The organism is Hyphomicrobiales bacterium, from assembly GCA_039973685.1.
In the GTDB taxonomy this organism is placed as follows: Bacteria; Pseudomonadota; Alphaproteobacteria; order Rhizobiales; family JACESI01; genus JACESI01.
Genome location: JBDWKL010000028.1, coordinates 21,422 through 34,330, shown reverse-complemented (window position 1 = coordinate 34,330; position 12,909 = coordinate 21,422). Strand labels below are relative to the sequence as shown.

Below are 12,909 nucleotides of genomic sequence, written 5' to 3'. Positions count from 1 at the left end.
AACGGCGAGGCATTCAAACAAGCGGTTCATGTGGTGTTGCGCGGAAGTCATCGGCGTAGCCTCTGTATAGGCCCAATATTTCGCTCATCATCTGGCGTTTGCCAGCGTCCATATCTGCGATAGCGCGTGCGGGACGGCCTGCCCAAACTTTCCCTGATGTAAGACGCTGCCCTTGTTCTGTATGAGCACCAGCTGCCACAAGGACATCACTTTCAACCACGGTGCCAGCGGAAATACGCGCACCGATACCGATCAAACTGCCTTGCTCAATCGTGCAGTCAGATAGCGTTACGTTGTGGCCGATAGTAACGCCAGGACCGAGCACGATATCTGTTTGGTTGCAGGTTAGAATGCTGTTGTCTTGGATATTGCTACCCGCCCCAATTAAGATGCGATGAGAATGTGCAGCAAGTTTGCAGCCATACCATATTCCAACACCATCCCCAGCTGAAACAGTCCCCTGCACCAGTGCGGAAGGCGCAACGAAACAATCTGGTTTAGTCGTTGTCTCGATAGTCTCACGCTCAGCGTTGGGTTCTGCGTTGCGAATATTCTGGTGGTACTCATGCAGTTGAGCTGCCGCAAGCTTTGCGACTGGCTTGGCGGGACAACCCCTATAGAGCCAACCACCTTCCAACTGGCTACGAGGAAACACAACCGAGCCAGCAGAAATGACCGCACCCGCGCCAACGCTTGCACCGTCGAGAATAACGGCATCACGTTCAACCACACAGCCATCCCCCACATCGCAGGCATGGATGACAACATTGTTTCCGCAGGTTACTCGGTCACCGATATTCGTGGGGTAAATATCGTGGGCGATGTGCACTGTTGCGTGGCTGCCTAGGTGGAAGTCATCACCAATTACAACGTCATGGCCATCAGCACGCAAAACGGCGAAAGCACCGAGCGATGCGCGGTTGCCAAGTGTAACGCGACCAAGGACAACAGCGCCCTCTCCCGCATTGGCAAGTTCGCCTTTGATGCTAGGAGAAATACCATCATAAGTCGCACGTAAGGGGATGAAGTTATCGGCCATCAATTTTCTTCTTTTCATGGAGCGCATGGATCACGGCGGATTGTCGCTCACCAATGTTTCAATATTTCTCCTGCAGAGCATCTAAAGATGCAAGCAAAATACTGTCATCATCAACAGACGATAGGAAACACCCATCCTACATGTATTAAAACTGGATGGGTTGTACTACACTTCGATAAACTCATCTAAGCACAACGCTCGTGATAGAAACCCTAGGGAATAGTTTTCGGCACAAGACATGGACGCGAAACTAGACACAATCGATCTCAATCGAACGACGGTTTTCCCAACTGTGCGCAGGGTCTTTGGTCAGCCAAAGTGGCTTCTATTTATGGCCGCCTTGGTTATTCTCACAACGGTTACAATTTGGCAATCTGGCAAGGCCGCCATGATGGTATCACTCACCCGTTTGGAGAGCGTTTCACAGGAGCGGGTGAAGCTCTATCGCACAACCCTTGAAACGGCCCTCAATACACTTGGCCATGTGCCTTTGCTCGTCGCCCAACATGATGCCGTGCAAGACCTGTTACAAGAAGGCAGCGGCCTGCAAGATGTGCGTGATTATTTATCGAGTACTGCAACGGCATCTGGTGCGGCTGTTATCTTTGTTCTGCAGCCTGATGGAACAACCGTTGCTTCCAGTAATTGGGCAAAAGAAAAAAGCTTTGAAGGGCGCAATTACGGTTTTCGCCCTTACCATCGCGACGCGATTGAAGGTCGCGAAGGGCGTTTCTTTGCGGTGGGTTACACCACGGGGCGCTCTGGCTATTTTATCTCGCGACCCGTTTTTTCTGATGATGCGATCAGCCGTATTTTAGGGGTCGTGGTTGTCAAAGTTGAGCTTGAGGGCGTTCAAACAGCTTGGCAAGAAGGTGGTGAGTTGGTCATGGTGACCAATAAAGACGGTGTTGTCGTTTCAGCCTCCAACCCCAATTGGCTTTTTCGCACGCTCAGCCCACTTACAGCTAAGGTCAGACAAAGGATTGACCGCAATCAAACCTTTGTTGGGCAAGACCTCGAGCCGATTGATTTCAAAGAGTTTTCAATTGGCGGCGTGAGTGCAGTCCACGTCAATCAGAGTGCCTACTTAAAAGCATCCGCGCAGCTGTCTTCACCACAATGGAGTGTGCATTATTTAGCAAGTATGTCCTCTGCAAAAACCACTCGATTGGTGGTGATGTTGTTTCTCGCTGGCGGCCTTTTGTTCATTCTGGTTGCTCTATTATATTGGCAGGAAAAAACACGCAAACGGCAGCTCTTACGAGAGGCAACCGAAGCCCAACGCATTAAAAAGATCAACACCAAGCTGACCGAAGAAATTGCGGTACGCGAAAAGGCTGAGGCTGACCTTCAAGTAACACAAGAAGAATTGGTCCTAGCGAGCAAAATGTCAGCCCTCGGTCGTATGTCTGCGGCGATTGCCCATGAGGTGAACCAGCCGATTGCCGCTATCAAGACATTTTCCGCAAGCGGGCGATTGCTGCTTGAACGCGAGAAATATGAAGAGACGGAACAAGCGCTGATAGATATTGGGGAAGTTACCGACCGGCTTTCAAAAATCACAAGCGACTTGAAGTTATTTTCCAGAACCACAAACCAAGAAAACACCGACATTGCTCTGCCAAAACTACTGTCCAAAGTACTGCGTGAATTCCGACCTAGATTTCAAGAACACAGCATCGGTTTAAAATATACGGGCCACGAAGGCGACTTCATCGTGCGTGGATCGGACCATCGCTTGCAGCAGGTCATCTCAAACATTTTGACCAATGCGCTTGATGTTTTAAAAGACGGCGAGCAGGCGAAATCCCTTGATATTTCACTACAGCAAGAAAACGACTTCGCCCTCCTCCGCTTCATTGATAATGGACCGGGCATTGATGAGGCAGTACTCGATAAAGTTTTCGATCCCTTCGTGACCACCAAACCACTGGAGCAAGGTGTCGGCCTTGGGCTTGCTATTTCTTTTGGCCTTGTGGAAGAAATGGGCGGTATGTTACGAGCCAGAAATAGCGAAACGGGCGGCGCTGTCTTTTCAGTCAGGTTGCCGCTGGTTCAATCTGGGGCGGATTTATTGAGTAATGTGGAATGAGTAAGCAAGTCATCCTGATTGATGACGAGAAAGATATGCGACGTTCTGTTGAACAGTGGCTATCTTTATCCGACTTCAACGTCCAAGCATTTGGTGATGCTAGAACAGCTTTGGATCATATTGATCAAAGCTTTGAAGGCATCGTTGTTAGTGATGTCAAAATGCCAAATATGGATGGCATGGCACTGCTCGATGCTGTGAAGCAGAAAGATGCCGATATCCCTGTAATCTTGATGACAGGCCACGGTGATGTCGCAATGGCAGTGGATGCCATGAAGCGGTCTGCTTATGATTTTATCGAGAAACCCTTCTCACCAGAAAAACTCGCGGAAACTGTCGCAAGAGCCTGCGCGAAACGGGCATTGGTTTTAGAAAATCGCCAACTTAAAGATCGCCTTGGTCAGGCAAGCGGGTTATCCCGTTATATTATCGGCGAGAGTGCTGCTATACGTGCCTTGCGTGCTGATATTGCCCATATTGCCTCAACCAATGTGAACGTTCTCATCAACGGCGAGACAGGGTCCGGTAAAGAACTTGTCGCCCGCGCATTACATGAAAGCGGCGAGCGGGCCAGCAATGTCTTTCATCCGCTCAACTGTGCCGCTATCCCAAAAGACTTATTTGAGAGCGAATTTTTCGGACACGTAAAAGGAGCCTTTACTGGCGCTGATGCGGCTCGGATTGGTGCTTTTCAATATGCTCACAATGGCACACTGTTCCTCGACGAAATCAACGGCCTACCGCTTGATATGCAGGTAAAATTATTACGTGCATTGGAAACAGGCACCGTTCAAAGGGTAGGAAGTAATGAACCTGTCCAGATCAATGCGCGCGTTATCTCAGCGGCAAATGAAGACTTGCAAGATGCAATCCGAGAGGGCCGTTTTAGAGACGATTTTTATTATCGTCTCAACACAATAGAAATCAACGTCCCGCCCCTTCGCGAACGCATGGAAGACATCCCTCTCCTGTTCAAGCATTTCGTCGCCATTGCAGAGACGCAGTTCAATTGCACGGCTCAACCCGTCGATAGCAATGGGTTTGCCGCCCTCCATGCCCATAGCTGGCCGGGTAATGTGCGTGAATTAAAGAACATCGCCGAGCGATACACCCTCGCCCGCTCTGATGAACAAACAAACATCGAAAACCTGATCAGCCGGACACACAAACCATCTGAGCAAAGCCGTCCATTGCATGATCAAGTCGCCGATTTTGAACGGGCTCAAATTGCCATCGCGCTTGACCAGAACAATGGAAACATAAATGCGGTCACAAAAGCGCTCGACATTCCCCGCCGTACATTAAACGACAAAATGCAGCGCTACGGACTTAGTCGCAAAAAATAGGCAATTTTCTGCCGATCAAACACACCGCCTCGGCAGGTTTCCGCCGAAGACAAGATGATGCTTATTCTGTTCTTTCTGCAATAACAGTCGGTTAACGGTTATTGCCACGCTGGCACATATGTTGCTACCCTCTCGTCAGCTATTCAAAGCTACGCAAGCTAAAAAATCTTCGGGAGGAAGAAATTGAAACATTTTTCACTTAAAAGCACAGCCATTGCTGTCGCTACATCTGCAACACTCGTTCTAGGCATGGGCGCTTCAGCGCAGGCCGCAGAGGAACGCAGCTACATTCTTTCAACCGCATCAACTGGTGGCACCTATTACCCAGTCGGCGTTGCAATCGCGACACTGACAAAAGTAAAGCTGCAGCCGAAGCAAAAAATCAGCATGTCAGCAATTAACTCCGCTGGCTCTGGTGAAAACGTACGCCTTCTTCGCGAAGGTGAAGCACAGTTTGCTATTATCCAAGGTCTATTCGGTCACTATGCTGCAACAGGCACTGGCCCCGTAAAAGCAGACGGTCCGCAAAAAGATTTGCGCTCTGTTTCTATGCTTTGGCAGAATGTTGAGCAGTTCGTTGTTTCAGCTGATGCAGCTAAAACAGGCACGATCGAAGACGTCGTTGCTCTTAAAGGTCAGTCTCTGGCACTTGGCAGAAAGAACTCAGGTACAATCGGTTCCAATGCTACGATCCTTGCTGAATTTGGTATCGACATTAACACCGACTACAGCCTTGTTCACGGTGGTTACGGCCCTTCTGCTGATGCTGTTGCTGATGGCAAAGCGGTTGGCATGGGTACACCTGCTGGTGTTCCAACGGGTGCTGTTACAAAATTGTTTGCATCAAAAGGTGAAGGCGTGAAATTGCTTTCATTTACAGATGAACAAGCAGCAAAAGCTGATGGCGGCAAAGGTCTTTGGACTAAGTTCACAATTCCTGCTGGCACATACCCAGGTCAAAAAGACGACGTGAGCACAATTGCACAGCCAAACTTCCTTGCAACACACGCAAGTGTTGATGAGGACGCGGTCTACCAGATCACGAAGACAATGTACGAGAACCTTCCGTTCTTGAACGCAATCCACCCTGCGACAAAAGCGATGGCTATTGAACGCGCGATTGGTGGCCTTCCAGTTCCGCTTCATGCAGGTGCTGCGAAATACTACAAAGAAGTTGGCATTGAAATTCCAGCAAACCTAGTAGCCCAATAAGTATCTGTATCACATACACCTGATGGCCATGGAAACTTGATCTTTGATCCCTCCAGTTGGAGAGTTTTCATGGTCTGGGGGCGTGCGGTCCGGAGCTGTGCGCCCCTTTGATTTTTACAAACTTAAAAAAGATTGCAGGCTACAGCTATGACCGAACTTGATAAGTCCGCCGAAGGAAAAGCCTCCTTCCTCGAAATGGCCACCATCACTCTCGCTATCGCACTAGCCATTGGCCACATTTGGATGAACACGTTTGGCAATGTCTCTACCCTGATCCAAAATGGTTTTCACTACGCAGGTTTCGCCCTTCTGTGTGCCCTCGCCGTTCCTGTCACGCAGAATGCATGGGCAACAAAATCGGGCATACAATTCATAAACATCGCTTTTGGTGTCTTGGTTGCAGCCTCTGCCATCTATCTCGTTTTCGCAGAAAATGCGATTTATGAGCGTGGCGTTCGCCTCTCCGTTTTTGATTGGATCGCAGGCGCCGTTGTTATTCTAGGCGGCATCGAATTCACCCGCCGCACAACGGGTTGGATCATCCCGTCACTCATCATCATTGCGCTAACCTATGCAGCGGTATGGGGCGCTTATGTTCCTGGTGTCTTTAAATTCCCTGGCCTCTCAATCGAAACCTTGATGTTCCGATCTATTTATGGTGACGACGCTATTTTCGGCAATATTGCGCGCATCTCATCTACCTTCGTTTTCCTCTTTATCATCTTCGGTGCTTTTTTATTAAAGTCAGGCGCTGGTGATTTCATTATCGACCTTGCCCGCGCAATCGCTGGACGCACAATTGGCGGGCCTGGTTTTGTGGCGGTCATTGCCAGTGGCCTTACGGGCACTATTTCTGGTTCAGCCGTTGCCAACACAGCTTCCACAGGTGTGATCACGATCCCCTTGATGAAGCGTGCTGGTTTTCCAAATCATTTTGCAGGCGGCGTTGAAGCGGCCTCTTCCACTGGTGGGCAGTTGATGCCTCCAATCATGGGCGCTGGTGCTTTTGTTATGGCTGCAACCACGCAAATTCCCTACACAACCATCATCTCTGTCAGCTTTCTGCCTGCGATCTTATATTTTGCAACCGTTGCCTTCTTCGTACGCATCGAGGCAAAACGTTCCAATGCAACAGCCATGATGCACGAAGAACAACCGCCTTTAATGAAAGTGTTGCGTGAAGGTGGGCCACAATTCATTCTACCTGTGGCATTGCTGATTTATCTACTCGTCTCAGGCTACACGCCGACTTATGCAGCAGGCTGGGCTATTCTAACTTGCATCGCCGCTTCTTGGCTGACACCACGCCGCATGGGCATCAAAGAAATTTTGGGCGCTCTGGAACTTGGCTCCCGCAATATGATCATGACAGGCGTTCTGCTTTGTACAGTTGGCCTTATCGTCAACATCATTACAACGGCAGGCATTGGCAACACATTCTCGTTGATGATTTCCAACTGGTCAGATGGTAACCTGTTCGTTGCAATTGTGCTGGTCGCCCTCGCCTCATTAATTCTCGGCATGGGTCTACCGGTCACAGCTGCCTATATTGTGCTTGGCACCCTTTCAGCGCCGGCGCTCTATCAACTCATCTTGCAAAGCCAAATCGTAGACATGATGGTGGCAGGCACTTTGCCAGAAGCGGCCAAAGCAATCTTCCTCATCGCGGCCCCTGATAAAATAGCACTCCTAGGTGCGCCGATGTCTTCAGTTGATGCATCAGCTTTGCTTGCGCTCGTTCCGCTTGAAAACATGAACCTGATTATCGACAACGCCTTTGATCCAGCAGTTCTTACCGTGGCGCTCTTATCAGCGCATATGGTGATCTTCTGGCTTTCCCAAGATAGCAATGTAACGCCGCCTGTCTGTCTGGCAGCCTTTACCGCCGCCGCTATCGCCAAAGCACCACCGATGAAAACTGGGTTTTACTCTTGGAAGATCGCCAAGGGATTGTACTTCGTGCCATTGATCATTGCCTACACGCCGTTCTTATCAGGCAACTGGCCAGAGATGATCCAGATTTTCTTCTTTTCAGTCTTCGGCCTGTGGGCACTTTCAGCGGGCATTGAGGGCTATTGGGAGAACAAACTCAACATCCTGCTTCGTTTGCTCGTTCTTGGAACAGGCGTCACCCTGCTATGGCCAACATCAATATGGATCAACCTCATTGCATTAGCAGCCTTCGCCATTCTGTTTACTTGGAACATTAAAGGCCAAAAAACGAGCCAACCAACGGTCCAGTGAGCAAACCATCACAAAAGGTAGCCTGAAAAGTGCCAGCGCAAGCTTGGCATCAAGCTCAAGCGCGCGTTCCTTGCCATGGCATTGTACACGGTTGGTATTCAACACAATTCGTAGTATTGGATACAATCAATTTGTTCAGTCATAGCCAATAAGCACACCAAATGATCACAGGTTAATCGATGTCATATATGAATAAATTCGAAGAACAGTTTCTTGATTTTTTTGCACACAATGCACAATCTTGCTACTCGCAGTTTGGGCAGGACATTTGGGCTTTGTGGGTGTTGAATGGGCTACATGATGGTTACTTCGTAGAATTTGGTGCCACTGATGGCCACGATACCAATAATTCTTTTTTGCTAGAAGCCACTGGATGGTCAGGTATTGTCGCCGAACCCTCCCCCATGTTCCATACTTCTCTTCAAGCCAATAGAAATTGTCACGTAAGCACGGAATGTATTTGGACCGAATCTAATCAACAAATCGAATTTTGTTTTTTGCCAGAAACGCCAGCACGATCGCATATCAACGCCCCACAACTTAAAACAGAATCCGACAGCAATCAAGAAACCAAAACGGCAACGTTTTTTCAGGTGCCTACAATACGATTAAATGACCTTCTTGATCGGCATGACGCGCCGCGTGTCATTGATTTCATCTCAATCGATACCGAAGGTTCAGAATTTGACATTCTCTCTGATTTCGATTTTTCCAATCACCAATTTCGTACAATTGCTGTGGAGCACAACTTCTCCGAAAGTCGGGAAAAAATCGCAGCGCTGCTTGAACCCTTAGGGTATACGCGCCTTTTTTCAAATCTTTCACATGTGGATGATTGGTATGTTGATGAAGAGACATTGGCGAAACTCAAGACACGCGTAGAAGGTTCAGATCGTGTGCCACTCTATAGAGTGCCAACGGTTCCACCCAAGACATTGCCGCCAGTCCCGCTAACCTCTCTGGCCAGTCTCCATTTTGCAAAACTTCTGAAATCCCATAAAATTCATGATTCAGAAGAGCTTACCCAACGCTTGATCGATACTCTTATTTCACAAGCGGTCATCATTGCTCCCAACATCCCTCAACCGCTTATTGCCAAAGCAACCAACGAAATTGATAAGCAAAACCATTTAGGCGCAATTCAAATCTATTCTGACGCTCTCCAACAATATGACTCGGCTCACCGGGGTAATTTCAAAGCAATCTATATGCGCTTAGGAAACCTTTTGATGCATCAACGAAACTTTGAAAGCGCAGCAAATACATTTCAGCTCGGGTTAGATTACTTCCCCAATGATGAGCATCTTACCCACGGCTTAAAAAAAGCAACCGAACGGCACGATCGCAAACGTTAGGCTGAAGGTTCGAAAGCTAATAATTGTTGATCGGCTGACTTTTAAACTAAAAGAGGCAAGTATCTATAATTGTTGAGTTTTTCAGACATCTTAGAATCGATCCAAATTAGAATAGTTCTAAGCCATTGTTTTTGCTCATATTTTATCTTGACTGTTTTAGTTAGGTATGAAAAACACAAGACAACATTCACTTGTACCTTGGAGAGCACCCCCAATGTCTCACTCAATCAAACTAGCCATCGCGGCTTTATTGACATCCACAATCGCAACGGCTGCCACTGCAGCTGAGGTCAACATTTACTCTTACCGTCAACCACAGTTGATCAATCCGATTTTGGCTGAGTTCACAAAGAAGACGGGTATTAAGACAAATGTCGTCTTCGCGAAAAAAGGTTTGGTTGAGCGTCTTAAAGCTGAAGGTCAAAACTCTCCTGCGGATCTTATTCTCACAGTCGATATCAGCCGCTTAGACGGTGCTAAATCTGGCGGCGTTACACAAGCCCTTAGCAACGACACGCTTTCAGGCAACATCCCTACTCAGTTCCGAGACGGCGAAGGTCACTGGTTTGGTCTTACAACACGCGCACGCGTTGTTTATGCCTCTAAAGACCGTGTTGCTCAAAATGAAATCACATACGAAGAACTTGCGGATCCTAAATGGAAAGGCAAAATCTGCACCCGTTCAGGTCAGCACGTTTATAACCTTGGCCTGTTCGCTTCTATGGTGAACCACAAAGGTGAAGCGGCAGCAAAAGAATGGCTCGACGGCGTAAAGGCAAATCTTGCCCGCAAGCCTACTGGCAATGACCGCGCACAAGTGAACGGTGTGTTTGCTGGCGAATGCGATATTGCACTTGGCAACACCTATTACATGGGCTTGATGCAGACCAATGATAAGAAGCCTGAGCAAAAAGAATGGGCTGCTTCTGTGAAAGTTCTTTTCCCGAATGCAAATGACCGTGGAACACACGTAAACATTTCAGGCATGGCGCTCACAAAACATGCTCCTAACAAAGCAGATGCCGTAAAATTGATGGAATGGCTTGCTGGCGATCAGGCGCAAAACCTCTATGCAACAGCGAATTTTGAATACCCTGTGAAAGAAGGCGTCGCCGCTTCTGAGCGTGTTTCAAGCTGGGGCACATTAAAAGCCGATGCTTTATCTCTCAACGATATCGCCACAAAGCGTGATAAAGCGAGCGAACTAGTCGACACTGTTGACTATGATGGTGGTCCTAGCTCGTAACGCCGGAGAATTGACGGAACATCATCGTCTCCTGGTGGCCGGTTTCTCCAACAAAAAATCGCCACCTCCTCGAGAAGCTGCTGGTCGACGGACCGGCAGCTTTTGTTTGTTTGAATATGATGCTAGGGTCTCGTTATTCGCTCTGCCTTCTTAGGAAAGAATCAACTCAATGCGCCTGACAAAACAATCTAATTATGCTGTTCGCATTTTGATGTATTGCGCCGCCAATACCGAAGAATTGAGTAAGGTCACAACCATCGCGCAAGTCTATGACGTATCAGAGTATTTCCTGTTTAAAATTTTAAAGCCATTGGTCGACAATGGCTACATTGCAACCGAACGTGGGCGTGCTGGCGGCATCCGTTTGGCAAAACCTGCAAGCGAAATGCAATTGGGCGCTGTTATTCGCGCAACTGAAGATAAATTCATTATGGCTGAGTGCTTTGAAGAAGGCGCAGACTGCCCGCTCCTCTCTTCCTGCGCATTCAACTCAGCGTTGACTGAAGCACTCGGTGCGTTCTTCAAAGTCTTAGACAGCTACACAATCGCTGACTTAGTCGAAAACAAGTCACGTGTTCGCGAGCTTTTGGGTATGTTTGGGCTCAATGAAGAAGGTCAGGTGGCTAGCGCTTAAGTCTCACAAAGTTAAGCATGGCGATAACAATCAGCCACATCCGTGTGAACTAATGGGTTTTGCATATTGAATCCCAGATCAGAAATGTCATAATACCAACCTACTTATTTTGCGTATCGAGCTATTGAAGGTAATATCCCGTGCTGATTTGCAGCTGTAATGTTGTCACAAAACTGGAAATTGAAGAGACAATCCGTGGGTTTCTCACTGAAGACCCGTGGACACTCATCACCCCTTCCCGCGTTTATCACGAGATGAACAAACGTGGTCGTTGCTGTGGCTGTTTTCCAAATGTGATCAATATCATTGTGGCGACAACCGAGAACTTCCACAGACAAGCTGATACGCCTGAAACATCCATTATTCCGTTCGTTGCAGAAATTCGCGAAGAACATAACAGATGCGAAACGGCTCGCCTGATGGAAATGCGCCAAAATTCGCTCAAGCGCAAACAACAAAAAGCGTAAACCTGTTTGACAATATGCGGCGTAGGTGCTGATCATCAGGCATGACCATGAACACAGATTTCCTCATTATCGGTGGCGGCATTGTTGGCATGGCCACAGCGCTTAAACTATCTGAAAAACACCCTGACAAATCCATCACCGTCTTGGAAAAAGAGGCCACACTTGCGGCTCACCAAACGGGGCGCAACAGCGGGGTAATCCATGCAGGCGTTTATTATCAACCGGGCAGCTTAAAAGCGGAGTTCTGCCATAAAGGCGTTGAGGCAACTATCGCGTTTTGTAGCAAGCACCAAGTGGCATTCGAGCAAGTTGGTAAGCTGATTGTAGCAACCAGCGACGAAGAACTGCCCCGTATGGAAGCGCTCTATGAACGGTCAAAAACCAACGGCTTAAATCCTGTACGTGTGAGCGTTGATGAGTTGCGGGAACGTGAACCTAGTGTAGCAGGCGTCGGTGCCCTATTTTATGAAACCAGCGGCATTGTTGACTATCCAGCTATGACGCGAAAAATGGCGGAGCTGGTTGAACAGAGCGGCGGCAAGGTGGTTCTCAACTCTGAAGTGACAGCTATCATGGAACACGCTGACCATGTGATTGTTGAAACATCACAGGGACAGTTTAAAACGGACCACCTCACCGTTTGCGGAGGCCTTCAGGCAGATCGTCTTGCTAAAATGGCGGGGATTGATATTGATTTTCAAGTCGTCCCGTTTCGCGGTGAATATTACCAGCTCAACCGCCGCCTTGATGATGTGGTGAAGCATCTGATTTACCCCGTTCCAAACCCTGACCTGCCATTCCTTGGTGTGCACCTTACTCCCATGATCGGCGGAGAAGTAACCATCGGCCCTAATGCCGTGCTAGGCTTGGCGCGTGAAGGGTATGCGAAAGGCTCTATCAATTTCAAAGACCTCGGTCAGATGATCGGATTTTCGGGATTTTGGCTCTCCATATTCCAGAATTTAAAATTTGGCATACGCGAAATCCGTAATTCACTGAGCAAGCGCTATTATCTTTCGCTCTGTCAAAAATACTGCCCATCGCTCACCCTCGATGATTTGGAGCCCTACAAAACAGGCATCCGCGCTATGGCTGTATTGAGTGACGGCTCGCTCTATCATGACTTCTTGGTCAAACAGACACCCCGCATGTTGCATGTTTGCAATGCCCCCTCTCCAGCCGCCACCTCGTCGCTGCCAATTGGTGATTATGTTGTAGAGCTTATAACCAAGGCAGAACAAACCGACGAAGGTTGACGCCCAGCACGAGCCACG

10 protein-coding genes are annotated in these 12,909 nt (G+C 48.4%); 9 read left to right on the top strand and 1 reads right to left on the bottom strand.

Going from position 1 to position 12,909, the window contains the following annotated elements; all coding sequences use genetic code 11:
- Positions 1 to 13 precede the first annotated feature (13 nt).
- On the bottom strand, positions 14 to 1,039 hold the full coding sequence (locus ABJO30_08185; protein MEP3232792.1) for a gamma carbonic anhydrase family protein: 1,026 nt from the start codon (positions 1,037 to 1,039) through the stop codon (positions 14 to 16).
- A 238-nt stretch (positions 1,040 to 1,277) separates the two neighbouring features.
- Between ABJO30_08185 and ABJO30_08180 the strand changes: the two genes are divergently transcribed.
- The 9 genes from ABJO30_08180 to lhgO all read left to right on the top strand — a co-directional run bounded on the left by ABJO30_08180 (position 1,278) and on the right by lhgO (position 12,891).
- Positions 1,278 to 3,131 (top strand): ATP-binding protein, encoded by a 1,854-nt coding sequence (locus tag ABJO30_08180; GenBank protein MEP3232791.1) that lies wholly within the window; start codon positions 1,278 to 1,280, stop codon positions 3,129 to 3,131.
- Positions 3,128 to 4,477 (top strand): sigma-54 dependent transcriptional regulator, encoded by a 1,350-nt coding sequence (locus ABJO30_08175; GenBank protein ID MEP3232790.1) that lies wholly within the window; start codon positions 3,128 to 3,130, stop codon positions 4,475 to 4,477. The genes ABJO30_08180 and ABJO30_08175 overlap by 4 nt, the downstream gene beginning before the upstream one ends.
- A 183-nt stretch (positions 4,478 to 4,660) precedes the next feature.
- Positions 4,661 to 5,689: a TAXI family TRAP transporter solute-binding subunit gene (locus ABJO30_08170; protein MEP3232789.1), complete on the top strand. Its 1,029-nt coding sequence runs from the start codon at positions 4,661 to 4,663 to the stop codon at positions 5,687 to 5,689.
- Between the two features lie 147 nt (positions 5,690 to 5,836).
- Positions 5,837 to 7,933: a TRAP transporter fused permease subunit gene (locus ABJO30_08165; protein MEP3232788.1), complete on the top strand. Its 2,097-nt coding sequence runs from the start codon at positions 5,837 to 5,839 to the stop codon at positions 7,931 to 7,933.
- Positions 7,934 to 8,121: 188 nt separating this feature from the next.
- Positions 8,122 to 9,288, top strand: coding sequence for an FkbM family methyltransferase (locus tag ABJO30_08160; GenBank protein MEP3232787.1), 1,167 nt, complete (start codon positions 8,122 to 8,124; stop codon positions 9,286 to 9,288).
- Between the two features lie 214 nt (positions 9,289 to 9,502).
- Positions 9,503 to 10,534, top strand: coding sequence for a Fe(3+) ABC transporter substrate-binding protein (locus ABJO30_08155; GenBank protein MEP3232786.1), 1,032 nt, complete (start codon positions 9,503 to 9,505; stop codon positions 10,532 to 10,534).
- 169 nt (positions 10,535 to 10,703) lie between these two features.
- Positions 10,704 to 11,168 carry an iron-responsive transcriptional regulator RirA gene (gene rirA, locus ABJO30_08150; protein MEP3232785.1) on the top strand — a complete coding sequence of 155 codons (465 nt, stop codon included), beginning with the start codon at positions 10,704 to 10,706 and terminating at the stop codon, positions 11,166 to 11,168.
- Between the two features lie 140 nt (positions 11,169 to 11,308).
- Positions 11,309 to 11,635 (top strand): (2Fe-2S)-binding protein, encoded by a 327-nt coding sequence (locus tag ABJO30_08145; protein MEP3232784.1) that lies wholly within the window; start codon positions 11,309 to 11,311, stop codon positions 11,633 to 11,635.
- Between the two features lie 47 nt (positions 11,636 to 11,682).
- A complete protein-coding gene (gene lhgO / locus ABJO30_08140; protein ID MEP3232783.1) occupies positions 11,683 to 12,891 on the top strand; it encodes an L-2-hydroxyglutarate oxidase in 1,209 nt (402 codons plus the stop codon).
- Positions 12,892 to 12,909: the final 18 nt, after the last annotated feature.